Raw genomic sequence first — 24719 nt, forward strand, 5'->3', positions numbered from 1 at the left:
TTACGGATTCCGCTGCCTTTGTCAAGTCCGTGTGTGGGCATTTGTTCCCAGGAGGATAATGGAGTCATGCCTATCACCATCCCCACTGGATTGCCGGCCAGATCCATCCTGGATTCGGAGCGCATCTTCGCCCTGGAAAGCCACGAGGCGGAGCGTCAGGAGATGCGTCCGCTCAGGCTGGTCATCCTCAACCTGATGCCCACCAAGGTGGAGACCGAGACCCAGCTGCTGCGGCTGATCTCCAAGTCGCCACTTCAGGTGGAGATCGACTTCATGAAGACTTCAACCCATCAGGCCGTGCACACAAGCATGGATCACCTGGTCAAGTTCTACGAGAATCTGGACTCCTTCCAGGACAACTGTTATGACGGTCTTGTCGTGACGGGCGCTCCGGTGGAGCAGATGGACTTCGAGCAGGTCGACTACTGGGAGGAACTTACCCACATTCTGGACTGGGCGTCTACCCACGTCTTCTCTACTATGTATCTGTGCTGGGGAGCCATGGCCGGGCTCTACCACCGCCACGGCATCGCCAAGCGCGACCTGGATCGCAAGGTCTTCGGGGTCTTTCCTCAGTATCTGCAGGACGAGTACTGCTTCATCACCAATGGCTTCGACGAGATAGCCCTGCAGCCCCACTCCCGCTGGGCCGGGGTGGACGAGGACCAGGTGCGGGCCTGTCCGGATCTGCAGGTGCTGACCTGGGGTCCCCGGTCTGGCCCGGGGCTTATCAGCACCCGGGATTTCTCAGAGATTTTCGTGCTGGGTCACTGGGAGTACGACCGCGACACCCTGGCCCGCGAGTACCAGCGCGACATGGCCAAGGGCCTGGACCAGGTGCCTTTCCCGGTCAACTACTATCCTCACGACGATCCCACGCTGGAGCCGGTCTTCTCCTGGCGGGCCCATGCCAATCTGCTCTGGCGCAACTGGCTGAACTGGGTCTACGAGACCACCCCCTACGACTTGGACCAGGTGCCGACCTTGCGGGCGGCGGGCCGTCTAGGCACGGACCGGTCCGTCAGACACGCGCCTGAATGCCCGCGGGCTGACGGATACCGGCCCATGGCGGGTGATGGGTACGGGCTTGTTCCCGGCGCTGTTGACTGTCGATGAAGATTGGACGAATTTCGTCACCAGCCTGTCCACACCGCGGAGCAAATCCTGCCCGCAAACGCTATCTGTGACACACTGGTTGAATCCATGGTCGCCGTGGTGTGGGTACACTATCGACACGGTGCAGCCATGAGTCGCACACGCGCTATAGTGTTCACTGTGTCGTTCAGGAGGCGATAGATGCTAGAGGCAATGGGAAGTGGAGCTTTCAGTCTGGCCATGGCCAAGCCGAGCGAGCTGCCTTCCATCGAGGATTTCCTGCCTCCTGAGATTCTTTTCCAGGGAACGCCCTTCGCCATGAACCGGATCATCCTGGTCAGATTCGTGGCCATGGTCATCATCCTTCTGGTGCTGGGAATCACCGCCGCAAGGGCCAAGCTGATCCCCTCCCGCTGGCAGGGGGCCATCGAGTGGGTCATCGAGTTCATCCGTGACTCGGTCGTCTACGACACCTTGGGCGAGATTCGCGGCAAGCGCTACGTGCCCATGATTACGACCATCTTCCTGACCATCTTGGTCTTCAACCTCTGTGGCATTGTGCCGGGCATGAACATCGCAGCCACTGCGACCATCACTATGCCATTGGTCTTCGCCATCTGGACTTTCTGCCAGTACATGGTGACGGGATTCCGGGAGCAGGGTGTCTGGGGCTATTTCAAATCGGAGCTCTTTCCGGCTGGAGTGCCTTGGCCTCTCTATATCATTCTGACGCCCATCCAGCTTCTGGAGATGGTCATCGTCAAGCCGGCCTCCCTGACCATTCGACTCTTTGCCAACATGATCGCCGGCCATCTACTGGTGGCGGTCAGTCTGGCCTTCACCCAGTTCTACATCATTGAGGCCGGCAACAAGTCCCTGGCCCTGGCTGGCGTAGGCTGGTTCGCTCTGGGCTTCGCCTTGACGGCCTTTGAAATCTTCGTGGCGGCCCTCCAGGCCTACATCTTCGCTATCCTTACCACGGTCTACATCTCCATGAGTTACCCTGAAGAAGGTTGAGGGGAAAGGACAAGCCGCGGTTGGCGTTACAGGCCGTCGCAGCCCACATATTCGTCGGTTCCGACCAGTAGACGGGAGTCGGGGCTGAACCACAATCCAAGAACCGGCAACGGTGGAGGAAAGGAAAATAAATGGACATCATCACACTTGCTGAGGTCTCCGGCAATCTGAGCATCCTGGGATACGGCATTGCAGCCCTCGGCCCCGCGCTGGGTTTGGGCATTGCCGTCGGCAAGACCGTCGAGAGCATGGCTCGCCAGCCTGAGATCAGCGGGAAGCTGCGCACCACCATGTTCATCGGCTTGGCTTTGATCGAGGTGCTGGCCCTGCTGGGTTTCGTGGCGCTCTTCATTGCCTGAGCCGTGCGATTCTTGCATGATCCGGCTTAGATAAGGGAAAGGAGGAGCCAATGTACGCTCTAGCGGCAGACAAGGGGATTCAGCTGTTCATTCCCCAGCTTTATGACATTGTGTGGTCGCTGGTCATCCTGGTCATCCTGGCCGTCTTCTTCTACAAGTTCTTCATGCCCAAGTTCCAGGCCATCTTTGATGAGCGCTCGTCCAAGATCGAGGGCAACATCCAGAAGGCCGCTAAGGCTCGTGAAGAGGCGGATCAGGCCCGCAAGCAGTATCAGGATCAGTTGGGCAAAGCTCGTGTTGAGGCTTCCCAGATCCGCGATGACGCCCGTGCCGAGGCCTCTAGGATCGTGGCCGATGCCAGGACCCGGGCCGAGACCGAGGCCAACCAGATCACTGAGAACGCCCAGCGATCCCTCAAGTCCCAGCAGCAGCAGGCGCTGGTCTCGCTCAAGGGCGAGGTGGGCACGCTGGCTACGGCTCTTGCCGGCAAGATCCTGGGCTCGCAGCTTCAGGATGATGCCGTGCAGTCCTCCATGATCGACTCGATCATCGCGGACCAGGGTGGACAACCCTCGGACAAGCGGCAGGCATGATGACTGATCAGAGGACGACGGGCGCGCCCGTCTCGCGAAAGGGGAGGTGACATGCGAGGAGAGACTTCGCTGAGCTCCGATAAGGAGACCAGGGCCAAGTATGCCCCCTTGCTCAAGAGCAAGGGGAAGGATGCCCTCCGCGTGGCCATGGACCTCTATACCTTCGTGACCCTGCTCGATGCCAACAGACCCCTGGAGCGTGCGCTGACCGACCCCTCCCGTCCGGCTGAGGACAAGTGGCGTGTGATCGACACCATCCTGGCTGACAAGGCTGATCCTCTGACCGTGGATATCCTCCATGATTTGACTGATCATCAGTGGAGCCGTGTGGTGCACATTGCCAACGCGGCCGAGGACATGTCGGTGGATGCCACTGCTTATTACGCCGATGCTCTGGGCATCACCAACCAGGTGGCCGGCGAGCTGGCTGAGATCCATTCGGCCCTGCTCGGGATGCCTCTGGTGCTCTTCCGGCTCTCCGACGAGTACAGTGATTCCAAGGCGCGAGCCGACCTGCTCAGGGCGCTTCTTGATGGGCAGCATATGCATCCGGTTACCGAGCAGATGGCCCTGAACGCCACCATCGATCTGCGCGGGCGGCGCTTCCCTGACACCATCGTTTGGTTGGTGGATCGCTTCTCTGAGCATATGGATCAGATCATGGTCACCGTCACCACGGCGGTCTCCATGAATGACCAGCAGGTCAACCGCCTGCAGGAGGTCTACGGGCGCAAGCTTGGTAAGCCGGTCCACATCAACTCGGTGGTCGATCCCTCGGTCCTGGGCGGTATGAAGGTCCAGTATGGATCGGTCTCTACAGACGGCACGGTGGCTACGCAATTGAAGCACCTGAAGCGGCGCATGGCCGTGGCAGGATGAGCGGAGAACCGACAGACTTGAACAAGAACAGAAATAAGGAGTGATCATGGCAGAAATGACCATTGATCCCGCCGTGGTGCGCAAGGCGCTCGACCAGTTCGTCGAGTCCTACAAGCCGACGGACACCCCCACCCAGGAGGTGGGTTACGTTCGTACGGCCGGTGATGGCATTGCGCATGTGGAGGGACTGCCTGGTTGCATGGCCAACGAGTTGCTGACCTTTGAGGACGGCACGCTGGGTTTGGCTTTCAACCTGGATGCCCGAGAGATCGGCGTGGTCATCCTGGGCGACTTCGCAGGTGTCGAAGAGGGCCAGGAAGTCCACAGGACCGGTGAGGTGCTTTCGGTGCCCGTCGGCGACGGCTATCTGGGGCGTACGGTCAACCCCCTGGGCGAGCCCATCGACGGCCTAGGCGAAATCAAGAGCGAGGGCCGCAGAATCCTGGAGGCTCAGGCTCCTGATGTCATGCATCGGCATCCCGTTGACGAGCCCCTGGCTACCGGCATCAAGGCCATCGACGCCATGACACCTATCGGCCGCGGTCAGCGCCAGCTGATCATCGGCGACCGGCAGACCGGCAAGACGGCCATCGCCATCGACACCATCATCAACCAGAAGCGCAACTGGGAGTCAGGAGACCCCAAGAAGCAGGTGCGGTGCATTTACGTGGCCATCGGTCAGAAGGGCACCACCATCGCCTCGGTCCGTTCCTCTCTGGAAGAGGCCGGCGCCATGGAGTACACCACCATCGTGGCCTCCCCGGCTTCCGACTCCGCAGGCTTCAAGTACATAGCCCCCTACACCGGTTCGGCCATTGGACAGCACTGGATGTACGGCGGCAAGCACGTCCTGATTGTCTTCGACGACCTGAGCAAGCAGGCTGAGGCCTACCGGTCCATCTCCCTGCTGCTGCGTCGTCCGCCGGGGCGCGAGGCTTACCCTGGCGATGTCTTCTACCTGCATTCGCGTCTGCTGGAGCGCTGCGCGAAGCTCTCTGATGACCTGGGAGGCGGATCCATGACCGGTCTGCCCATCATCGAGACCAAGGCCAACGACGTTTCGGCCTACATTCCGACCAATGTGATCTCCATCACCGACGGCCAGATCTTCCTGCAGTCCGATCTGTTCAATGCCAACCAGCGTCCCGCTGTGGACGTGGGCATCTCCGTCTCCCGCGTGGGTGGCGCTGCACAGACCAAGGCTCTCAAGAAGGTCTCCTCGACCCTGAAGATTTCGCTGGCCCAGTACCGCTCTCTGCAGTCCTTCGCCATGTTCGCCTCTGATCTGGATGCGGCCTCCAAGGCCCAGCTGACCCGTGGTGCCAGGCTGACCGAGCTGCTCAAGCAGCCTCAGTTCACGCCTTATTCCATGGAGAAGCAAGTCGTCTCCGTCTGGGTAGGCACCCACGGCAAGCTGGATGATTTGGACCTGGAGGACGTGCTGCCCTTCGAATCCGGGCTCCTGGACTACCTGGACCACAACACCGACATTCTCAAGACCATCCGCGACACGGAGGACTTCACAGACGATACCGCGAAGGCCCTGGACAAGGCCGTGGACGAGTTTGCCAAGACCTTCGTGACTCACAAAGGCCAAACCCTTGACGGCCACAAGGCCGATCCGGATCAGGAGCAGCCGGTGGCCGTCCAGCAGGAGAAGCTGGTAGCCGATGGCAAGAGCGGCAGCAAGGCCAGGAAGCGGTAGACCATGGCCTCACAACTCGCATTCAAGTCAAGGATCGCCTCCACTTCGGCATTGGAGAAGATCTTCAATGCCCAGGAGATGATAGCCTCCTCGCATATCGCCAAGGCCAGAACCGTGGCCCTGGAAGCGAAGCCTTACTCCGATGCGATCTTCGATGCAGTCCAGGCCCTGGTGGCCCACACGGACGACATCCGCCATCCCATTGTGAGGAAGGACGAGAAGAACCCACGCGTGGCTGTGCTGGCTCTGACGGCCGACCGTGGCATGGCCGGGGCCTATACCTCCTCGGTCATCCGCGAGACGGAGTCCCTGCTGACCCGACTGGACCAGCAAGGCCGACAGCCCCAGCTCTTCGTCTATGGTCGTCGTGGCGTCTCTTACTACCGCTACCGTAACCGCAGCATCGTCAAAACCTGGGAAGGCAACAGCGATCGGCCCGGCGTTGATGTGGCTAGGGAGATCTCCCAGGCGCTGCTGGAAACCTACATGACTCCAGCGGCCAAGGGGGGCGTCTCCGAGCTCTACATCGTCTTCACTGAATTCATCAACATGGTGGTGCAGAAGGTTCGGGTGCTGCGCATGCTGCCTCTGGAGCTGATCAGACCGGACCAGGAGCAGCCTGAGGAGGCCATTGATGCCCCCGTGCCGAACGACGAGCATGGAAGCCAGGGTGACCGCTATGTGGGCCTTTACGACTTTGAGCCAAGCCCGCAGGAGGTGCTGGATGCCGTTCTGCCCAAGTACATTCAGTCGCGTATCCATGAATGCCTGCTCACCTCGGCCGCCTCGGAGACCGCCAGCAGGCAGAACGCCATGCACACCGCCACCGATAACGCCAAGGGGCTGATCGACGACCTGACCCGCAGGCTCAATGCCAGCCGTCAGGCGGCCATCACGCAGGAACTTACCGAGATCGTCGGCAGCGCCGATGCGCTCAACAAAGAGGAAGAGTAGGAACGCCAATGGTTGCACAGCAAGAACAGCCGACCACAGCGAGCCACAAGCCGGATTCGGCCTCCAAGGGGCGCGTCACCCGAGTCCAGGGTTCGGTCATAGATGTGGAGTTCCCGGCAGGTCACCTGCCGGACATCTACAATGCCCTGACTGTGAATCTGAACAAGTCCTCGGACACCGAGGGCGAGTCGCTGACCACCATCATGCTGGAGGTGGAGCAGCACCTGGGTGATTCCACCGTGCGTACGGTGGCCTTGAAGCCCACGGATGGTCTGGTCCGTGGTGCCACGGTCACCGATACGGGAGGCCCCATCGAGGTGCCCGTAGGGGATGTGACCAAGGGGCACGTCTTCGACGTGGCCGGCAACATCCTCAATAAGAAGCAGGGTGAGCAGATCAAGGTCACCGAACGGTGGCCCATCCATCGCAACCCTCCTGCTTTCGATCAGCTGGAGTCCAAGACTCAGATGTTCGAAACCGGCATCAAGGTCATCGATCTGCTGACTCCCTACGTTGAGGGCGGCAAGATCGGCCTGTTCGGCGGCGCAGGTGTGGGCAAGACCGTGCTCATCCAGGAGATGATCCAGCGCGTGGCGCAGAACCACGGCGGCGTCTCCGTCTTTGCGGGCGTGGGTGAACGCACCCGTGAGGGCAACGACCTGATCGGCGAGATGGAAGAGGCCGGCGTGCTGGAGAAGACCGCGCTGGTCTTCGGCCAGATGGACGAGCCCCCGGGGACCCGTCTGCGTGTGCCACTGACCGCCCTGACCATGTCGGAGTACTTCCGCGACGTGGAGAACCAGGATGTGTTGCTCTTCATCGACAACATCTTCCGATTCACCCAGGCCGGCTCCGAGGTCTCCACCCTGCTGGGCCGCATGCCCTCGGCCGTGGGCTACCAGCCCAACCTAGCCGACGAGATGGGTGCTTTGCAGGAGAGAATCACCTCAACTCGTGGCCATTCGATCACCTCCTTGCAGGCCATCTATGTGCCGGCCGATGATTACACCGACCCGGCCCCGGCCACCACCTTCGCCCACCTGGACGCCACCACCGAGCTCAGCCGTGACATCGCCTCCCAGGGCATCTATCCGGCTGTGGATCCGTTGGCATCCACCTCCAGGATTCTGGACCCGCGCTATGTGGGGCAGGCTCACTACGACTGCGCCAACCGGGTCAAGGCAATCCTGCAGAGGAACAAGGAGCTCCAGGACATCATCGCTCTGATTGGCATCGACGAGCTGGGCGAGGAAGACAAGACCACCGTCAACCGCGCGCGCAAGATTGAGCAGTTCCTGGGCCAGAACTTCTATGTGGCCGAGAAGTTCACCGGCCGCAAGGGTTCCTACGTGCCTGCGGACGAGACCATTGAGGCCTTCACCCGCATCTGCGACGGCGCCTACGACGACGTGCCTGAGCAGGCATTCTCCGGCATCGGCGGCATCGACGACCTGGAGCACAAGTGGCACGATATGCAGAAGGAATACCGGTAGCCATGGCGGACACAGGCAAGGCCTCCATGCAGGTCAACATCGTCTCGGCGGACAGGCCCATCTGGTCGGGTCAGGCGCGGTCGGTCACCGTGCCCGGCACCAAGGGGTCCATGGGCATCATGCCCGACCACGAACCGGTGCTAGCCCTGCTGCAGGAGGGCAACATCCGGGTTCAGGCCACCGACGGCGGTCGTCAGTCCTTCCATGTGGACAGCGGATTCGCCTCCTTCGACAGCAACAAGCTGACTGTGGCCGTGGACCACTACCTGGAGGATGCTGATCAGGGACAGCAGTCCTGACTTCCTCTCCTTTTCCACCCGGCCGGTGCACTTGCATCGGCCGGGTTTTTCTTTCCCGCCGCGGAACAGCGACTGATATATTGGCACCTGTGCGAATCATTGTTGCCGACTGCTCCGCCGAATACTCCGGGCGTCTCAATGCCAGCCTGCCGCCGGCCAGGCGCGTTCTGCTGATCAAGGCCGACATGAGCTGTCTGATTTTTTCGGAGCTGGGTTCCTACAAGCCCCTGAACTGGATGTGCGCCCCCTGCACCATCAGGGAGATCGAACCCGAGGAGGCAGGCAAAGAGGGCACGGGCACCAAGGCTGATTCCGTCGCCGGGACTGGATCGGATGAGGTAGTCGAAGCTGCCGCGCCCGATGCGCTGATCGCCCAGGAGCAGGATCAGGACCAGACTCGGCCTGTCCGTAGAGTTCTGCGTGTTTCGGCCGTGAAATCCAGTGATGTGCTCACCATCAGGCTCTACCAGGTCTATGCCGACGACAGCTATGATCTGGGGACGGACCCGGGATTGGTCAAGGACGGTGTGGAAGCGCACCTGCAGCGTTATCTGGCCGAACAGATCGACCGCATCGGCCCGGGAGCCACCCTGGTGCGCCGGGAGTATCCCACGCCCATCGGCCCAGTGGACATCATGGCCGTGGACAGCCAGGGGCGGCATGTGGCCATCGAGATCAAGCGGCATGGCGGCATTGACGGGGTGGAACAGCTGACCCGCTACTGCCGCCTGCTTAACCGCGACCCCCTGCTGGCCCCTGTCCGTGGAATCTTTGCAGCCCAGACCATCACCCCCCAGGCCAGGGTCCTTGCGGAGGACAGGGGATTCGAGTGTCTGATTCTGGACTACGAGGCTATGAAGGGCGCTGACAGCGATGAACTGACCCTCTTCTGAGGCAGTTTTCGGTCTTAAATAACATGTATGTAAGATAGCTCACATATATGCTCTCTTAGATCCACAAGACTTGAAAGGCTACTAGATATTGGGGTTGACGGCCTGACACGCCACTACCTGTGGTATTGTGCTCGCGCCTGGGAGTGTGTAGAGTGCAATCATCAGGTTCCAAGAAGAGGGCTATAGAGCTTGGAACATCACGGCTACATGTAAGGGAGAGGCGATCATGTCCATCACGGTCTACACCAAGGCGCACTGTCCCCAGTGTGATGCCACCAAGCGTCAGTTGACCAAGCAGGGGCTGGAATTCGAGCAGGTGGATTTGACCGAGGATCAGACCTTGATCGACCAGTTCATCGCCCAGGGATTCAAGCAGACCCCCATCGTAGTCACTGACCAGGAGACGTGGAGCGGGTATCGCCCCGATCTGATCAGGAAGGCAGCACAGAGCGTCAAGGTTTTTGCCTGATCAAGGCACTCGGAGCCCGGTTCACGGATATGTGGACCGGGCTTTTTTGTTAGCTTGGTGAGCAGTAGGGTTGATCGAAAATACAGTGTGCGCCTACTTGGTTGGTAGATGCCAGGTAGGCAAGATTTGCAGGTGCCGGCCAGTCTTTGCCGGCTAGGGCCACCCTGCCCGCACTGTCCAGTTGCTGGATGGTTTCAGTCTCATGATGAATCGCCGTCCGGGTGGTTGTGAGAGCGGATGATAACGCGGTATCCGGTATTCGTATATCGAAAAGCAAAGAAAGACGGCTCGCGTTCTCTAGGATTGTCGACTGTATGTCGCAGTGGCGGGAAGCGGGCGAGAAGCAGTGAAGAGGAGACGATGAACAGGACGAGGGCAAGTAGGGAGGTGAGGGCATGAATTGGACTTTCATGGCGCAGAATCTGCACTTCTTCGTCAATGCGGCCTATGTAACGGTCTTCATCTCCTTCTTTGGCGTGGTGTTCTCCATGCTGATCGGGCTGGTCTGCGCCGGGTTGGAGGTCTTCAGGATCCCCCTGCTCTCGCAGTTGGCAAGGGTATATATCGAGCTGTCAAGAAACACCCCGCTCCTGGTTCAGCTCTACTTTCTCTATTTTGGGTTGCCCAAGCTCGGGGTCAACTGGAGCGCCCAGACTTGCGCCATCGTCGGGCTGGCCTTCCTGGGCGGTTCCTACATGGCCGAGGCCATGCGCGGTGGGTTCGAGGCCGTGCCCCAGGTGCAGATCGAGTCAGCCCGTGTCCTGGGATTCACGCGTGGGCAAACGCTGTCGAGGATCGTGCTGCCTCAGGCCCTGAGCAGCGCCATACCGGGCGTGGTAGCCAACATCATCTTCCTGATCAAGGAGTCCTCGGTGGTCTCGGCCATCGCTCTGGCCGATGTCATGTATGTCACCAAGGACCTGATGGGCACCTCCTACGACACCTACGAGTCGCTGACCCTGCTCATCGTCACCTACCTGGTCATCCTGCTGCCCATCTCCGTCATCGGAACCGTTCTTGAGCGGAGGTTCGACTATGCACGGCGTTGAGGTGCTCTTCCAGCCAGGGGTCATGCCCAGGCTCTTCCAGGGGCTCTGGGTGACCGTCTGGATAGCCGGCGTCTCGGTCCTGCTCTCCCTGCCCCTGGGGTTGGTAGTCGGATGGCTGATGACCCGGCGCAACCGCCTGATCCGCTTCCTGATGAGGATCTATTTGGACTTCATCCGCATCATGCCCCAGCTGGCCCTGCTCTTCATCGCCTTCTATGGGCTGTCCAGGGCATGGAACCTGAATCTGGATGCCACCGGCGCCTGCCTGCTGGTCTTCGTGCTCTGGGGTGGGGCCGAGCTGGGCGACCTGGTCCGCGGGGCCCTGGAGTCCATTCCCTGTACCCAGGTGGAGTCGGCCTACGTGCTGGGACTGAGCTCCTGGCAGACCTTCTCCAGGATCATCCTTCCCCAGGCCCTGCGCCGACTGCTGCCGGCCAGCGTCAACCTGGCCACCAGGATCGTCAAGACCACCTCTCTGGCCGCCCTGCTGGGCGTCATCGAGGTCATCAAGGTCGGCCAGCAGATCATCGATGCCAACCGCTTCGCCTACCCCCAGGCGACCCTGTGGATCTATGGGGTGATCTTCTTCATGTATTTCTTCATCTGCTGGCCCCTGTCCCTGGTGGCCCGGCATCTGGAAAAGAGGTGGGCCCATGACTGAGGGGCAAACGACGGCGAATCAGCCACAGGATGACCAGGAGGAAGGGGCGGTACTGACCGTCGAGCACTTGGTCAAGCAATATCCGCAGGCGCAAAGCCCTGTGCTCAATGACATCTCCTTCCAGGTGCCCAAGGGCAAGGTCTTTGTGGTCCTGGGCCCCTCGGGCTCAGGCAAATCCACCCTGCTGCGGACCATAGCCGGATTGGAGCCCATACAGGGTGGCCGGATTCTTCTGGATGGTCAGGAGGTGGAGACCGGTCATCCCCTGGGCAAGCACAGCGGAGGTCCTGGCGGCCTGATGTCAGGCAGCCGCAGCTCCGACCTGCGGACCAGGATCGGCATGGTCTTCCAGAGCTACGACCTCTTCCCCAACAGGACCGTTCTGGATAACGTGACCCTGGCGCCCATCCTGGTACAGAAGCGCAAGCGGGACCAGGCACGTCAGGAGGCTCTGGAATTGCTGGACCGGGTGGGTCTGGCCGACCGCCGGGATGCTTGGCCCAGCCAGCTCTCGGGCGGCCAGCGGCAAAGGGTGGCCATCTGCCGGGCGCTCATCCTCCACCCCGAGATCATGCTCTTCGACGAGGTGACCGCAGCTCTGGATCCTGAGATGGTCCGCGAGGTCCTCCAGGTCATTCTGGAGCTGGCCGACCAGGGGCTGACCATGATGATCGTCACCCACGAGATGGCCTTCGCCAGGGGCATCGCCGACCACATCGTCCTCTTGGATGGAGGCGTCCTGGTCGAGCAGTCCGACGACCCCGAGGCCTTCTTCACCCACCCGGCCACTGACCGGGCGCAACGCTTCCTGTCCACCTTCACCTATGAGCGCAGGCGGGAACAGGACCAGGATCAGAAGTCCTGATGGGACTGCGCATATTCGTCCGGCGGCATTCGCCGGAACCGCCCACTGGGGCGGCCATAAGAAAGATAAGAGGAAAAGAGGGATCATGACCGCAAGGGTAATGAACCGATTGATACGGGCGGCGCTGGCCACGGGGGCGACGATCGCGATGATGGCTTCCATGGCAGCCTGCGGTCCTTCGGCGGCCACCCCCAGTGATGCCGGAAGCGCCTCGGGGGGCAATTCCGGCTCCTCGGCAGCATCCGGGTCTGCACGAACCCCGGAGCAGATCACCAAGTCCGGCAAGCTCAGAGTGGCCGTCTTCACCGACAAGGCCCCCTTCGGCTACGTGGACAAGGATGGCAAGAACCAGGGTTACGACATCGTTTTTGCCGAGCGTCTGGCCAAGGATCTGGGCGTCAAGCCCGAGTACACCTCGGTGGATCCGGCCGCCCGTGTGGATGTGCTGTCCAGCAATAAGGTGGACGTGACCCTGGCCAACTTCACCGTTACCGATGATCGCGCCCGCAAGGTGGACTTCGCCAAGCCCTATATGAAGGTTTTCCTGGGCGTGGTCTCCCCGGATTCGGCGCTGATCAAAGATGTGAAGGAGCTGGAGGGCAAGACTCTGATCATCGCCAAGGGGACAACGGCCGAGCCTTACTTCGAGCAGCACTATCCTAAGGTCAAGCTGCAGAAGTACGACCAGTACGCGGATGCCTACAACGCCCTGCTGGACCACCGTGGCGACGCTATGAGCACCGACAACACCGAGGTGCTGGCCTGGGCCAAGGCCAACAAGGGCTTCTCGGTGGGTATCACCAAGCTCGGGGACGAGGCGGTTATCGCCCCGGCTGTGCGCAAGGGGAACAAGCCCTTGCTGGACTACATCAACAAGGAGCTGGTCAAGCTGGGCCAGGAGCAGTTCTTCCATGAGGACTACCGCAAGACCCTGGAGCCGGTCTACGGCAGTGCGGCCAACCCCGACGAGATCGTAGTCGAAGGCGGCAAGGACTGACCTGGTCGTCTCGCTTATCACAGGGGCCCGTGCCCATCCAGTCGCATTTGGATGAGCACGGGCCCCTATTTGCCTGAGTTGGTGGATTGACAGGTCAGTAGGCGGCCAGGATGTCAACCACGAAAATCAGGGTCGAGTTGGCCGGGATCTTCTGCTGTTGCTGGCTGCCATAGCCCAGGTCGGGCGGAACTATCAGAAGAACCTGAGAGCCCACCGTCTGGCCGGCCAGACCCTGCTGCCAGCCCTTGACCACTTGGTCCAGGCTGAAGTCGCTGGCCTGCCCCCGGTCCCAGGAGGAGTCGAACTGCTTGCCGTCGGAGGCCAGCCAGCCGGTGTAGTTGGCACTGACGCTCTGATGCTGGCCGACCTTGGCCCCCTTGCCCTTAATCAGGGGCTGGACGACCAGTCCTCCCTTGGGCTGGTACCCGTTGAGGTCCAGGGAGGGCTTGCCCTTGTCGTCCAAACTGATTTTCGGCAGGTCGCTGGGCAGGTCGGTCACCTTCTGACCCTGGGCGCGGGTCAGGTTTTTGGACCGGGAGACGAAGGTCAGGGCCATAATATAGGACTCGGTCGCCTTGCTGCTGCCGGAACCTGACTCATCGATGCCTACGGCAACGGTCGAGTTGACCTTGAGGCCCTTGAAGGTGTCATAGTATGCTGGGATGGATTTCTTGCTGATGACGATGGAGCACTCCGGGCTGCTCTGGTCCCATGTCGAGTTGATCACCTTGCCGGTTTTTGCATCCAGGGCCAGGCTCCTTGTGCATACGCGATCCCCATCGCGGATGACCTCGCCATCGCCATTCTGGATGACCTGATGGGTCTGGTTCTCGACCTTGAAGGGAGTCTTGAAGCTGATGTCGGGCTTGCTGCCAAGTTTGCCGCTGGCTGATACGCCCTGCATGGTGTCGCCCGAGTGGCTGCCCCCGTCAGATTTCCCGCCGCAGGCCGACAGTCCAAGACATAGGGCCAGAGCGGTCATGGCGCCCAGCAGACGCGTGCTGCCTGATTTTCTTGCGATGATGGTCATAGAAGCCCAGTTTAGGGCTTATGGGTGATTTCCCAGTGCCGGAAACCAGATCATAGGGAGCCGACGGTAGAATGTCGATAATATGGAGCAAGTACCCGAAGAACAAGATGAGATGACGCGGCCTGACAAGCCTTCGCGTCACAGCATGATCATGCGCGGCATCGTCACCCCCATCTTCGGACTGCTGGCTGTGGCGGCCATTGTGCTGGGCATCATGAACGCCACGGTCTGGAAGCCTTCGGCTCACGTGGATGCGCATGGGCGCACGAAGGCGGCCTATGTGGTGACCGATCCAGGTGTGCTTCCCCTGGTGGACAGCAGGGTGACCATGCGTGTGGATGCGGCCTCTGCCGGGGCCTCCGGGTCCACAGCGCACAAGTCGCAGAAGCCGACCATCTGCATGGCCCTGACCACGGCCAAAGATGCAGCCGGCTGGACGGCCGGGCATGATGTGGCCCGGGTGCGTGGCCTGGATGATTGGCAGACCCTGTCCGTTGGCAGTGACACCAGCCCCGGCAAGGCCGTCAAACGTGATCAGGGCGTGGCCTTTCAGGATTCGGATATGTGGAAACAGGTCACCTGTTCTGACAGCAGCGTGTCGATGTCCCTGAAGACCGACGACCCTCAGGCCGTCCTGCTGGTGGCGGTCCCCCAGGGCTCCCCTTCCCTGGGGCTGGAGATGCTTTGGCAGCGGGACAAGCTGCCTAACTTTGCCATGCCCTTCTACTTTGCCGGTGGGTTGCTGGCCCTGCTGGCCGTTCTTTCGGCTACGGTCTTCGCCATGGATCCGGCCAAGCGCCGCAAGCAGAACGAGCCCGAGCAGGAGTCTGAGGAAACTCCCGAAGTCAGCGTGGCCCAGGCCCTGGGAAGCGCCATTCTGCCTGGCCTGGGGCAACGGCGCAACTCGACCTCGGGCCGGCGTCGGCGTCATGCCCGCGGCCAGGCGCGACAGGGGGATCCAGGACCCCCGCCCAGGCCGCCCGTGGTGATTGACCCGCGCAATCGGAATATGGTCGCCGACCAACAGGAAGATAGTGACGGCCGCACCGTCAGCGGCGATCGGGGAGCCGACGATATGTCGTCCACCAGGGTCATCAGCAGTCAGGAGATGGCCTCCTACCTGGCCAGGCTTGCCCACGAAGGGGAGGAGGAGCGCTGATGAGTATGAACAAGCCGATGAACAGGGTGGCGGCTGCAACGGCACTGGCCTTATCCCTGGTCCTCCTGCCGGGGCTGTCCGCCTGCGAGGGGCAGGTTCCCCAAGCTCGCCGGACCGAGCCTCAGAGCACCGCAACCACGGCTCCTGAGCCCAATCTGACCCCTGCCCAAGAGGCCCGCATACGCAAGAGCATCGGGGCTGTTCTGGACCAGGCCAACGAGGCCAAGGATCCGGCCGGGCTGGACCAGCGGGTCACTGGACCCCAGCTGGAGATCCGCACCAGCGAACTGACCATTGCCCAGGCCACCGGGCAGCTGGATCCGAAGACAACCATTCCTACCACCATCGCTCAGACGGTCATCCCCGGCGATCCTGGCTGGCCGCGCTCGGTCTTTTCGATCACCACCACCACGCAGGATCAGCAGTCCAAACGCCTCTTGGTGCTGGACCAGGAGTCCGCCCATGAGAACTACAAGCTCTGGGGGGTGGCCCGGCTCTTCCAGGGAGCCCAGCTGCCCAAGTTCCCGGTGGCCACCATCGGCGCCAGGATGGGGCAGGGCGACGATCAGGGGCTCAAGGCTACGCCGGTGGAGGCCGTGCGCCGCTATGCCGACCTCCTGCAGAATCCCCAGGGCAGCAAGTATGCCAAGGAGTTCGCCCAGGATGACTTCCGCACCTCCCTGGGCACGCTGACCCAGGTGGTCCAGCAGGGGATCGAAGCCAACAAGGGCAACCAGTCGCAGACCTTCACCCCGGCACAGGGGCAGCTGCGGGTCATGCACTCCTCCGATGGAGGCGATCTGGTCGTGGCCCGGATCGATTCGGTCTGGACCAGGCAGGCGGGTGAGGGCCGCGAGTCCTCGCCAGCCTCGGATGCCGAGAAGGCCCTCTTCGGACAGGGCAAGCCCACCAGCACCATGAAGGTCACCTATGTCAACGTGATCGCCCTGTACATACCTTCGGCGGACTCGCATGAACCCATCAGGGCCGTGGGCGCCGAGCGTGAACCCATCAAGGTGGAAGCGGTCTGAAGGGCGGGATTGCGCTGGGTGAACGCCCGACCCTTGGACTAGATTGGCTTCCAGGAGTATGCAATCGAGGGCGGGCCGAAGCTGCAGTCGGCGGCCGCGAGGTTTAGGAGGACTGACATGGCGAACAAGAACGGGCAGGGGCAGCCGGGCGTCTCGCTGGCAGGAGCGGTCGACCTGGGCGCGCTCAAGCATCAGGTCGATGCTCAGCCAGGCCAGCAGGGAGGCGCACCAGCTGCCGGCGGCTACGTGATCGATACCACGGAGGCCAGCTTTCAGGCTATGGTCCAGACCTCAGCCACCTTCCCCATTCTGATCCTGCTCTGGGTGCCCACAGACGACCGTCTCTTTCCCCTGGCCACCCGCCTGGCCCAGGCCGTCAATGCCCAGGAGGGGCACATCCAGCTCTCCCGCATCGACATCGCGTCCAATCCGCAGATCGCCCAGACCTTCCAGGTGCAGGGCGCTCCGGCCCTCTTTGCCCTGCTGGCAGGCCGACCCATGCCCATCCTGCAGGGGATGCCCACCGATGAGGAGATGAACCAGATCACCGATCAGCTCATCCCACAGGTGGTTCAAATGGCGCAGAAGGCCGGCATTACTGGCAGCGCCCCCTACCAGGAGACCAACGACCAGGGGCCAGATGAGCAGGCCGGCCAGACAGCGGCTGATGCCATCCCTCCTGCCCATCAGGAGGCCCACCGGCTGGCTCAGGAGGGCGACTATGCAGCTGCGGCCGAAGCCTATGACAAGCTGGTCCAGGCTGACGCGACCGACGATCTGGCCAAGCGTGAACAGGCCAAGTGCCTGCTGATGGCCCGTTCAGCCACGGCCGATGTCCGCAGGGTCCGTCAGGCGGCCGCCGACGCCCCTGACGACCTACAGGCCCAGTTGGATGTGGCCGATGTGGACATGATCGGCGGCCAGATCCAGGATGCCTTCGATCGTCTGCTGGACTTTCTGGCCGGGCACCGGGATCAGACCGATCCCATCCGCCGCCGTCTGCTGGAGTACTTCGTCATTCCCGAGCCGACCGATCCTCGGCTGGCCAAGGCCCGTCGCCGTCTGTCCACACTGATGTACTGAACCGCTCCTGGGTCAGGAATCCCGGTTCTCGTCGAAGTTGGTGAGGAAGCGCGGTCCGCTGGCTTTCAGCTCCCGGTCGAAGTTGGCCGCCCAGTCGCCGAAGGGATGGTCGGCCAGCCCATCGTTGGAGAATCGCGGGTCATCGGTGATCTCCGTGGCGCAAAAATCAGGGATGGTCAGGTCGGTCACCGGCCCGGTCCGCTCCACCTCGGCTACCACCAGGGGGGCGTTGCCGTCCCCAAAGACATCCAGGTTCCACCAGTCCTCGTCCAGCCAGACTCCATACCGGTTCTTGACGATGGGAATGCCGCCGCGCAGGATCAGCTCCAGGGCGATGCCCGGGTCGATGGCCCTTTCGGCCTCGTAGCGGGTGCCGCCGACGGAGGGTCCCTTAGCCGTCATTGAGGCAGCCTCGAAGTGGTCGCCTTCCTCAAGCAGGGTGTGGAGGGCATCGGTCCGGGCCGTCATGGGCACCACCGGGTCCACCTGCCCCTGAAGGCGAATCCGCAGGGCGAAGTTGTCCTCATGCACGTAGTAGCTCTGCACGATCAGGGTCGGCCGACTCTCCCCGAGCAGCTCCCGGGGGAGGTCCCGGCAGAAGAATCTGCGCTCGAACTCGAAATCGTCCTCATCCTCATTCATGGCCATGCATCCCATGGTACGGTAGGCCGGGTGCGGTCACTGTGTGCTGTCCACAGCGCATCCGAGTTGTCCAGGTATGTGAAGGTCGCTTGTGATGGCCGGGTGAAGGAACTAGAGTGTGAATCATCCCGAGAGAAGATCATCCGGGAATGTTGGCGGCTTCGCGCCACCGCATGAGGATGCAATGGCGCAACCGGGGCGGTGACACGAAGCCATGCCATCACGATACCTATGAAACGCCTGAAATCTTGGGGCAACACGCCGAGAACGGCGGGGGCTGGACCGACACGTGAGGACGCGCATGGGTGCGAAAATGCGCAAAGTGTCCTAGTATGGTCTCTGTTGTCCACTGGAAAGTGGCTGTCGGGTTCGTAGCTCAGCGGATAGAGCGTCTGTCTCCGGAACAGAAGGTCGAGGGTTCGAATCCCTTCGAGCCCACCAAGATGAAATCCCTGCAGCCAGGAAGAGCGCGGGGGTTTTCTTTATACGACTCCCGTCTGTCATCGTGCCTTGGATTATGATCAGAGCATTTACTGGACGAAATAAGCGCACGCGATGCGTCACGATATGTGTGGTGAATCACTAAGCTTTTGAGGAACATGGCCCTTGGCCCGCTCGTGTCCTCGTTCTCAGGTGTCATAGTGAAAGGGTAAGACCGAACGTCGGGGAGGACCGACGCTTCCGCGTTGTGGCGGAGCCTCCTTTCCCCGGTGAAGCAAAGGAGTTCACATGGCCAATCGAATCAATGCAGGGGATGCTGTCCTTCACGTCCTGGAGCAGTGGGGGGTGCCGCGCATCTATGGCCTGCCCGGCGGTTCCTTCGACTCCATGATGAACGCCATCCACAACGAGCGCGAGCGCATCGACTTCATCCAGGTCCGTCATGAGGAGGCCGGAGCTCTGGCTGCCGCCGGCGAGGCCAAGCTGACCGGCCGGATTGGCGTCTGCTTCGGCTCGTCGGGCCCAGGGGCTGTCCACCTGCTCAACGGCCTCTATGATGCCCGTGAGGACGGCGTGCCGGTGCTGGCCCTGGTGGGCGAGGTGCCCCAGGCCTTTATGAACATGGACTTCTTCCAGGCCATGGACGAGGTGCCTATCTTTACCGATGTGGCCGTATTCGCCAGGGCCGCCACCAACGCCCAGGGGCTGCCGGCCCTGGTGGACGAGGCCATCCGCCGCGCCTATGCCAGCAACGGGGTCTCCGTGGTCATCATCCCCAAGGATCTGGCCTGGGCCGAGATCGACGACCGCCCAGTGGCTTCTGCGCCTAACTTCCGCAAGCCGGAGCCTTTGAAGCCCGCGGCCGACCAGGTCAGCAAGGCGGTGGAGATTATTCAGTCCGCCAAGGCGCCGCTGCTCTACTTCGGCCAAGGCGCTGCCGGGGCCCGCGATGAGCTGGTCGCCATGTCCGAGCGTTTCAAGATGCCCATGGTCTCCACCTTCCCGGCCAAGGGGATTGTGGAGGACACCTATCCTGCCTACCTGCAGTCGGCCGGCCGTGTGGCCACCAAGACCGCCACCGAGGCCATTTACACCTCGGATCTGACGGTCTGGGTTGGTTCGGACAACCCCTTTGGGTCCATGTTCGTCACTCCCAACACCAAGGTCATCCAGATCGACCTGAACCCGGTCAAGCTGGGCAAGCGCTTCCAGGCCAATGTGGTCCTGGCCATCCAGGCCGACGCCCGCGAGGCCCTCAAGGCCATAACCGCCGCCGGCCAGGATCAGGAGGAGTCCGTCTTCTACAGGGCCTGCCTGCGCAGCAAGGAGAACTGGGATCAGTGGGTGGCCTCCTTTAACGAGGACACTCGCACGCCCCTGCGGCCCGAGCCTGTCTACCACGTCATCGATCAGCAGCTTGAGGACAATGACATCGTCATCCCCGATGTGGGCAATGTGGATATTGACTTCCTGCGTCTGCTGCATCTGAAGCCCACCAACCGCTGGACCGTCTCCGGCAAGCATGCCACCATGGGCTACGCCGTGCCGGCCGCCTTGGCTGCCAAGCTGGAGCATCCGGAATCGACCGTCTACTCCCTGAGCGGCGACGGCGGGTTCGCCATGCTCGGCGAGGAGGTGCTGGCCCAGCTCAAGTACCATGCACCGGTCATCAACGTGGTCTTCTCCAACCAGTCCTTGGGCTACATCGAGGCCGAGCAGCGCGACGACAGCCATCAGCCTCTGAGCGGAGTGGATCTGCCCGACACCGACTGGGCCAAGGTCGGCGAGGGCATGGGCGCCCTGGGCTTCACCGTGCGTACGGTGGCCGATGCCCGCCACGCCTTCTCCGAGGCTCGCAAGGCCGACAGGTCTTCGGTCATCGACGTCAAGCTGACAGGAGCCAGCCCTCTGGACACCCGCTATATGCGGTTCCCGGAGACCTGCTCGGATCCGGACCAGGTCGAGAAATTCGTCAAGACCTACGAGGCCGGCGATCTGCGCTCCCTGGCCTACTGGATGGGTCAGGAGGCTCGCAAGGGCTGAGACTGATGCCGCTTGCGCCGGGCGGGCACTCCTATAGTGGACGGTGTCCGCCCGGGCTTCGGCCCTGCATGGGTGTGGCGGACCTGAAGGAAAGGACGGACTCATGGAAGATGGACCGGAAGAGATCGGCACGCCATATGCGCCCCAGGCCTTGGGGGCTTACAGTCAGGCTGTGAAGGCCGGGGGCTTTGTCTTTGTCTCCGGACAGTTGGGTATCGACCCGGACACCGGCGAGCTGGTGGAGGGCACTGCGGCTGACCAGGCCACCCAGGCCCTGAAGAACGTGAAGAACATCCTGGATGCAGCCGGCAGCGGCATGGAGAAGGTGGTCAAGGCCACTATTCTTATGCGGCGGGTTGAGGATTTCACCCAGGTGGACCAGGCCTACTCCCAGGTTTTCATTGGCTCGGTGCGGCCGGCCCGTGTGGCTTTCGGCGGCGCGGACATCCCCAAGGGGGCCCTGGTCGAGATTGAGGTCGTGGCTCTGGCCTGAGACAGGCCGGCTGCTGGTCCCCGCCGTCGCTAGACTTGAGGGCATGAGTCCTGAAGCACTTGCCCGTATCATCTCTTCGACCGCCGTCAAGATGGCCCAGTCAGGCCGCCTGGGAAGCCTGGAGCCCGACATGGTTCCTGATGCCGACCATCTGGCGGTCATGCGTCCCAAGGACCGCTCCCACGGGGATTGGTCCACTAACATCGCCATGCAGCTGGCCAAGAAGGCCGGCATGAGGCCTGCGGAACTGGGGCAGGCCTTGGCTGAGGCTCTGCGGGAGGACGACGGGATCGCCCAGGTGGATGTGGCCGGTCCCGGCTTCATCAATATAACCTTGGATTCGGCCTCGGCGGCCGCTGTGGTCGATGCGGTCCTGGAGGCGGGCTCCGCCTATGGGAGCAACGATCACCTGAGCGGGCGCACGCTGAATCTGGAATTCGTCTCGGCCAATCCCACGGGTCCCATCCACATCGGCGGCACACGCTGGGCGGCTGTGGGCGACTCCATGGCCCGGGTTCTGGAGGCCAACGGTGCCAAGGTGGTCAGGGAGTACTACTTCAACGATCACGGCACGCAGATCGACCGCTTCTCCCGTTCGCTGGTGGCGGCGGCCCACGGCGAGCCCGTGCCTGCCGACGGCTACAAGGGATCATATATTGACGAGATCGCCTCGCGTGTGGTCAAGGAGGCCGCCGACGAAGGGCAGGACATCCTGGCCATGCCCAGGGTGCGCGACGAGGACGGCGCCGAGGGTGACAGCCCCCAGCGCGAGGCCTTCCGCACCCGGGCTGTGCCCATGATGTTCGCCGAGATCCAGCAGTCCATGCGTGACTTCCGGGTCAATTTCGATGTCTGGTTCCATGAGAATAGCCTCTATGAGTCCGGCCAGGTGGACCGGGCCATTGACGAGTTGCGGGCCAAGGGCGACATCTTCGAGAAGGACGGAGCTACCTGGTTCCGCTCCACCACCTACGGCGACGACAAGGACCGGGTGATCATCAAGTCCGACGGGCACGCAGCCTATGTGGCGGCCGACATCGCCTACTATCTGAACAAGCGACGCAGGGCCAAGGATCCCTGCGACGAGGCCATCTACATGCTGGGCGCCGACCATCACGGCTATATCGGCCGGATGATGGCCATCTGCGCGGCCTTCGGGGACACCCCCGGCGTGAACATGCAGATCCTGATCGGCCAGCTGGTCAATGTCATCAAGGACGGCCAGGCCGTGCGCATGAGCAAGCGGGCAGGCAACGTGGTCACCATCGACGATCTGGTGGATGCCGTGGGTGTGGATGCCGCACGGTATTCCCTGGCCCGCACCGACTACAACCAGAGCGTGGACATCGACCTGGACCTGCTGGCCTCGCACACCAACGACAACCCCGTCTACTACGTGCAGTACGCGCATGCCCGCTCGACAAACGTGGATCGGAACGCAGCCCAGGCGGGCATCGACCGGTCCGGGGCCGACCTGTCCCTGCTGGACACTGCCGCCGACAACGATGTTCTGGGCGTCCTGGCTCTCTATCCCAATGTGGTTCAGACTGCCGGCGACCAGAAGGCCCCCCATCGGGTGGCCCACTACCTTGAGCAGCTGGCTGGGGTCTATCACCGCTGGTACAACCTGGAGCGCGTGGTGCCCATGGAGCCGACCGGCCGGGCGGATCTGGACCAGGATGAGGACAGGAATCCGCAGCCGGCCCGTGCGGCGGCGCGTCTGCGGCTCAATGACGCCGTGCAGCAGGTCATCGCCAACGGTCTGGGGCTGCTGGGCGTCCAGGCTCCGGACCGTATGTAAGCCCTCAAGGTCACCGGGAGGTCGTTGATGGAAACAGGGATGTGCGGGCTAGGGCCCGACGGGTTCTGGCCCGAGGCTTTGCAGCGGGACCACCAGGGCATGCTGACCATGCATGGGTGCTCTGTGGAGGACCTGGCCAAGCGTTACGGCACTCCTATGTATCTGATGGACACCGCGATGATGGCGGAACGGGCCTCGGCCTTCCGCCAGGCGGCTCTGCGGGACCTGGGCGGTGCGACCACCAGGGTCAGCTATGCCGGCAAGGCCTTCCTCAGCAAGGAGATCGTGCGGATCATGCTGCGCCAGGGGCTGGATATCGACACCTGCTCCCTGGGTGAAATGCTGATCGCCCAGGCTGCTGGTGCCCCTGGCCGTCGTCTGGTCCTGCACGGCAACAACAAGTCCGATCAGGAGATCGACCTGGCTGTGAAGGAGGGCTACCGGGCCATCGTCATTGATGCGCCTGACGAGCCTGGACGAATCGCCGCTGCCGCAAGGGCCCAGGGGCGTCGCGCCAAGGTCATGCTCCGGGTGACCGTGGGTGTGCACGCCGGCGGCCACGAGTACATTTCCACTGCCCACGAGGATCAGAAGTTCGGCATCCCCCTGCTGCCCCAGGGCACCGATGTGGGCCTGCTGGACCTCGGGCCTGAGCCTGGATCCTCCGGACAGGCTGGGGCAGCGGCTTCGGCGGCCACAAAGAGTGACGCCTCCTTGGCTCCTGTCGATTCCGTGGTCTCACCCACCTCTTCAGCCCTGTATTCGGCCGCCAACGGGCCCGCTGAACCTGCTGATCCCGCCCGGATCAAAGCCATGTCCGCCCTGGCTGACGGACCGGCTATCGCCCTGCTCAAGGAGATTCGCTCCCACGAGAAGGAACTGGAGCTGGTGGGCATCCATACCCATATCGGCTCCCAGATCCATGACTCTTCGGCCTTCATCGAGGCCGCCCGGCGCATGATGCTGCTGCGGCACACCTTCTGGGCCACCGACGGCTACCTGATGCCCGAGGTGGACCTGGGCGGCGGCTTCTCCGTGCCCTACACCCCGGATGAGGATCGGATGGACCTGGACCAGACCCTGACCAGCCTGGGGGCTGACATGGTCGCCATCAACCGTCGCCTAGGCATGCCCATGCCGGTCATCGCCTTCGAGCCCGGCCGCTGGATCGTGGCACCCTGCGGCATGAGCCTGTATCGGGTGGGCACCGTCAAGCCCGTCCCCCTGTCTGACGGAAGCGTGCGCACCTACGTTTCGGTTGACGGCGGCATGAGCGACAACATTCGTCCGGCCCTCTACGAAGCTCAATACACGGCTGTCCTGGCCAACCGGGATGGCAGCGGGGACCGTATCCAGGCCCGTGTGGTCGGCAAGCACTGTGAATCGGGGGATATCCTGGTGCAGGATGTGGCCCTGCCAGCGGACATTCGCCGGGGTGATCTGCTTTTGGTGCCGGTGACCGGCGCCTACGGGCGGACCATGGCCAGCAATTACAACCAGGCTCTGATCCCCGCCGTGGTAGGTCTGGACCAGTCCGGTGCCCATCTGATGCTGCGGCGGCAGACCATGGATGACCTGCTGGCCTTGGATCAGGGATGATGCGCTCCGTCTTGGCGGAAGCAGGCGCCGGGGTGGATGCGGGTGTCGGATTGGCTTTCTAAGATGGAG

24 protein-coding genes and 1 tRNA gene are annotated in these 24719 nt (G+C 62.3%); 23 read left to right on the forward strand and 2 right to left on the reverse strand.

The genetic code is table 11. The features are described from left to right. Positions 1 to 66 precede the first annotated feature (66 nt). From J3U06_RS00850 to J3U06_RS00920, 15 genes are all read left to right on the forward strand, one after another. Entirely contained in the window at positions 67 to 1116 is a 1050-nt protein-coding gene (locus tag J3U06_RS00850; RefSeq protein ID WP_267431093.1) for a homoserine O-succinyltransferase, read from the forward strand. Positions 1117 to 1296: 180 nt separating this feature from the next. Beyond that, on the forward strand, positions 1297 to 2112 hold the full coding sequence (gene atpB, locus J3U06_RS00855) for a F0F1 ATP synthase subunit A (RefSeq protein WP_267431094.1): 816 nt from the start codon (positions 1297 to 1299) through the stop codon (positions 2110 to 2112). 131 nt (positions 2113 to 2243) lie between these two features. Continuing rightward, the gene (gene atpE / locus J3U06_RS00860; RefSeq protein WP_254478243.1) at positions 2244 to 2471 is read left to right on the forward strand and encodes an ATP synthase F0 subunit C; all 228 of its coding nucleotides are present in this window, start codon (positions 2244 to 2246) and stop codon (positions 2469 to 2471) included. Positions 2472 to 2521: 50 nt separating this feature from the next. Continuing rightward, positions 2522 to 3064: a F0F1 ATP synthase subunit B gene (locus J3U06_RS00865; RefSeq protein ID WP_267399307.1), complete on the forward strand. Its 543-nt coding sequence runs from the start codon at positions 2522 to 2524 to the stop codon at positions 3062 to 3064. 51 nt (positions 3065 to 3115) lie between these two features. Further along, positions 3116 to 3943 (forward strand): F0F1 ATP synthase subunit delta, encoded by an 828-nt coding sequence (locus J3U06_RS00870; protein WP_267444039.1) that lies wholly within the window; start codon positions 3116 to 3118, stop codon positions 3941 to 3943. 46 nt (positions 3944 to 3989) lie between these two features. Beyond that, on the forward strand, positions 3990 to 5648 hold the full coding sequence (gene atpA / locus J3U06_RS00875; RefSeq protein WP_267444040.1) for a F0F1 ATP synthase subunit alpha: 1659 nt from the start codon (positions 3990 to 3992) through the stop codon (positions 5646 to 5648). A 3-nt stretch (positions 5649 to 5651) separates the two neighbouring features. Then, entirely contained in the window at positions 5652 to 6602 is a 951-nt protein-coding gene (locus tag J3U06_RS00880) for a F0F1 ATP synthase subunit gamma (protein ID WP_267431096.1), read from the forward strand. Between the two features lie 8 nt (positions 6603 to 6610). Then, the gene (atpD, locus tag J3U06_RS00885) at positions 6611 to 8095 is read left to right on the forward strand and encodes a F0F1 ATP synthase subunit beta (protein WP_220236364.1); all 1485 of its coding nucleotides are present in this window, start codon (positions 6611 to 6613) and stop codon (positions 8093 to 8095) included. A gap of 2 nt (positions 8096 to 8097) precedes the next feature. Next, positions 8098 to 8394, forward strand: coding sequence for a F0F1 ATP synthase subunit epsilon (locus tag J3U06_RS00890; protein ID WP_254478247.1), 297 nt, complete (start codon positions 8098 to 8100; stop codon positions 8392 to 8394). 89 nt (positions 8395 to 8483) lie between these two features. Further along, positions 8484 to 9287 carry an endonuclease NucS gene (gene nucS / locus J3U06_RS00895; RefSeq protein WP_267399310.1) on the forward strand — a complete coding sequence of 268 codons (804 nt, stop codon included), beginning with the start codon at positions 8484 to 8486 and terminating at the stop codon, positions 9285 to 9287. 226 nt (positions 9288 to 9513) lie between these two features. After that, positions 9514 to 9756, forward strand: coding sequence for a glutaredoxin-like protein NrdH (gene nrdH, locus J3U06_RS00900; RefSeq protein ID WP_267399311.1), 243 nt, complete (start codon positions 9514 to 9516; stop codon positions 9754 to 9756). Between the two features lie 395 nt (positions 9757 to 10151). Then, positions 10152 to 10805, forward strand: coding sequence for an amino acid ABC transporter permease (locus J3U06_RS00905; RefSeq protein ID WP_121915025.1), 654 nt, complete (start codon positions 10152 to 10154; stop codon positions 10803 to 10805). Beyond that, a complete protein-coding gene (locus J3U06_RS00910; protein ID WP_267399312.1) occupies positions 10792 to 11466 on the forward strand; it encodes an amino acid ABC transporter permease in 675 nt (224 codons plus the stop codon). Before J3U06_RS00905 ends, J3U06_RS00910 begins: the two co-directional genes overlap by 14 nt. Further along, a complete protein-coding gene (locus J3U06_RS00915) occupies positions 11459 to 12331 on the forward strand; it encodes an amino acid ABC transporter ATP-binding protein (protein WP_267444041.1) in 873 nt (290 codons plus the stop codon). The genes J3U06_RS00910 and J3U06_RS00915 overlap by 8 nt, the downstream gene beginning before the upstream one ends. An 85-nt stretch (positions 12332 to 12416) precedes the next feature. Further along, positions 12417 to 13328 (forward strand): cysteine ABC transporter substrate-binding protein, encoded by a 912-nt coding sequence (locus tag J3U06_RS00920; RefSeq protein WP_267444042.1) that lies wholly within the window; start codon positions 12417 to 12419, stop codon positions 13326 to 13328. Between the two features lie 94 nt (positions 13329 to 13422). Here J3U06_RS00920 and J3U06_RS00925 read toward each other — a convergent pair whose 3' ends face one another. Beyond that, a complete protein-coding gene (locus J3U06_RS00925) occupies positions 13423 to 14358 on the reverse strand; it encodes an FKBP-type peptidyl-prolyl cis-trans isomerase (protein WP_267444043.1) in 936 nt (311 codons plus the stop codon). A gap of 112 nt (positions 14359 to 14470) precedes the next feature. Between J3U06_RS00925 and J3U06_RS00930 the strand changes: the two genes are divergently transcribed. The 3 genes from J3U06_RS00930 to J3U06_RS00940 all read left to right on the forward strand — a co-directional run bounded on the left by J3U06_RS00930 (position 14471) and on the right by J3U06_RS00940 (position 17631). Beyond that, positions 14471 to 15517: a hypothetical protein gene (locus J3U06_RS00930; RefSeq protein WP_267444044.1), complete on the forward strand. Its 1047-nt coding sequence runs from the start codon at positions 14471 to 14473 to the stop codon at positions 15515 to 15517. Next, complete coding sequence (locus tag J3U06_RS00935; RefSeq protein ID WP_267444045.1) at positions 15517 to 16548, forward strand: hypothetical protein; 1032 nt, start codon at positions 15517 to 15519, stop codon at positions 16546 to 16548. Before J3U06_RS00930 ends, J3U06_RS00935 begins: the two co-directional genes overlap by 1 nt. A gap of 117 nt (positions 16549 to 16665) precedes the next feature. After that, positions 16666 to 17631, forward strand: a complete 966-nt coding sequence (locus tag J3U06_RS00940) for a tetratricopeptide repeat protein (protein ID WP_267444046.1) — start codon at positions 16666 to 16668, stop codon at positions 17629 to 17631. A 12-nt stretch (positions 17632 to 17643) separates the two neighbouring features. On the opposite strand, the gene J3U06_RS00945 is transcribed toward J3U06_RS00940, so the two are convergent. Next, entirely contained in the window at positions 17644 to 18273 is a 630-nt protein-coding gene (locus tag J3U06_RS00945; RefSeq protein WP_267444435.1) for a hypothetical protein, read from the reverse strand. 365 nt (positions 18274 to 18638) lie between these two features. Between J3U06_RS00945 and J3U06_RS00950 the strand changes: the two genes are divergently transcribed. The 5 genes from J3U06_RS00950 to J3U06_RS00970 all read left to right on the forward strand — a co-directional run bounded on the left by J3U06_RS00950 (position 18639) and on the right by J3U06_RS00970 (position 24650). Next, positions 18639 to 18714 (forward strand) — tRNA-Arg (locus J3U06_RS00950). Between the two features lie 288 nt (positions 18715 to 19002). Beyond that, the gene (gene spxB, locus J3U06_RS00955) at positions 19003 to 20757 is read left to right on the forward strand and encodes a pyruvate oxidase (protein ID WP_267444047.1); all 1755 of its coding nucleotides are present in this window, start codon (positions 19003 to 19005) and stop codon (positions 20755 to 20757) included. A gap of 103 nt (positions 20758 to 20860) precedes the next feature. After that, the gene (locus J3U06_RS00960) at positions 20861 to 21250 is read left to right on the forward strand and encodes a Rid family detoxifying hydrolase (protein ID WP_015022467.1); all 390 of its coding nucleotides are present in this window, start codon (positions 20861 to 20863) and stop codon (positions 21248 to 21250) included. 43 nt (positions 21251 to 21293) lie between these two features. Further along, positions 21294 to 23051: an arginine--tRNA ligase gene (gene argS, locus J3U06_RS00965; protein ID WP_267444048.1), complete on the forward strand. Its 1758-nt coding sequence runs from the start codon at positions 21294 to 21296 to the stop codon at positions 23049 to 23051. 39 nt (positions 23052 to 23090) lie between these two features. Continuing rightward, a complete protein-coding gene (locus tag J3U06_RS00970; protein ID WP_267444049.1) occupies positions 23091 to 24650 on the forward strand; it encodes a diaminopimelate decarboxylase family protein in 1560 nt (519 codons plus the stop codon). The last annotated feature ends 69 nt before the right edge of the window (positions 24651 to 24719 follow it).

The organism is Bifidobacterium sp. B4142 (assembly GCF_026537325.1).
Taxonomy (GTDB): Bacteria; Actinomycetota; Actinomycetes; order Actinomycetales; family Bifidobacteriaceae; genus Bombiscardovia.

Coding starts and splice junctions, on each gene's coding strand:
- J3U06_RS00850 (WP_267431093.1), top strand. CDS start 67: ATGCCTATCACCATCCCCACTGGATTGCCGGCCAGATCCATCCTGGAT.
- atpB (WP_267431094.1), top strand. CDS start 1,297: ATGCTAGAGGCAATGGGAAGTGGAGCTTTCAGTCTGGCCATGGCCAAG.
- atpE (WP_254478243.1), top strand. CDS start 2,244: ATGGACATCATCACACTTGCTGAGGTCTCCGGCAATCTGAGCATCCTG.
- J3U06_RS00865 (WP_267399307.1), top strand. CDS start 2,522: ATGTACGCTCTAGCGGCAGACAAGGGGATTCAGCTGTTCATTCCCCAG.
- J3U06_RS00870 (WP_267444039.1), top strand. CDS start 3,116: ATGCGAGGAGAGACTTCGCTGAGCTCCGATAAGGAGACCAGGGCCAAG.
- atpA (WP_267444040.1), top strand. CDS start 3,990: ATGGCAGAAATGACCATTGATCCCGCCGTGGTGCGCAAGGCGCTCGAC.
- J3U06_RS00880 (WP_267431096.1), top strand. CDS start 5,652: ATGGCCTCACAACTCGCATTCAAGTCAAGGATCGCCTCCACTTCGGCA.
- atpD (WP_220236364.1), top strand. CDS start 6,611: ATGGTTGCACAGCAAGAACAGCCGACCACAGCGAGCCACAAGCCGGAT.
- J3U06_RS00890 (WP_254478247.1), top strand. CDS start 8,098: ATGGCGGACACAGGCAAGGCCTCCATGCAGGTCAACATCGTCTCGGCG.
- nrdH (WP_267399311.1), top strand. CDS start 9,514: ATGTCCATCACGGTCTACACCAAGGCGCACTGTCCCCAGTGTGATGCC.
- J3U06_RS00905 (WP_121915025.1), top strand. CDS start 10,152: ATGAATTGGACTTTCATGGCGCAGAATCTGCACTTCTTCGTCAATGCG.
- J3U06_RS00910 (WP_267399312.1), top strand. CDS start 10,792: ATGCACGGCGTTGAGGTGCTCTTCCAGCCAGGGGTCATGCCCAGGCTC.
- J3U06_RS00915 (WP_267444041.1), top strand. CDS start 11,459: ATGACTGAGGGGCAAACGACGGCGAATCAGCCACAGGATGACCAGGAG.
- J3U06_RS00920 (WP_267444042.1), top strand. CDS start 12,417: ATGACCGCAAGGGTAATGAACCGATTGATACGGGCGGCGCTGGCCACG.
- J3U06_RS00925 (WP_267444043.1), bottom strand. CDS start 14,358: ATGACCATCATCGCAAGAAAATCAGGCAGCACGCGTCTGCTGGGCGCC.
- J3U06_RS00930 (WP_267444044.1), top strand. CDS start 14,471: ATGACGCGGCCTGACAAGCCTTCGCGTCACAGCATGATCATGCGCGGC.
- J3U06_RS00935 (WP_267444045.1), top strand. CDS start 15,517: ATGAGTATGAACAAGCCGATGAACAGGGTGGCGGCTGCAACGGCACTG.
- J3U06_RS00940 (WP_267444046.1), top strand. CDS start 16,666: ATGGCGAACAAGAACGGGCAGGGGCAGCCGGGCGTCTCGCTGGCAGGA.
- J3U06_RS00945 (WP_267444435.1), bottom strand. CDS start 18,273: ATGAATGAGGATGAGGACGATTTCGAGTTCGAGCGCAGATTCTTCTGC.
- spxB (WP_267444047.1), top strand. CDS start 19,003: ATGGCCAATCGAATCAATGCAGGGGATGCTGTCCTTCACGTCCTGGAG.
- J3U06_RS00960 (WP_015022467.1), top strand. CDS start 20,861: ATGGAAGATGGACCGGAAGAGATCGGCACGCCATATGCGCCCCAGGCC.
- argS (WP_267444048.1), top strand. CDS start 21,294: ATGAGTCCTGAAGCACTTGCCCGTATCATCTCTTCGACCGCCGTCAAG.
- J3U06_RS00970 (WP_267444049.1), top strand. CDS start 23,091: ATGTGCGGGCTAGGGCCCGACGGGTTCTGGCCCGAGGCTTTGCAGCGG.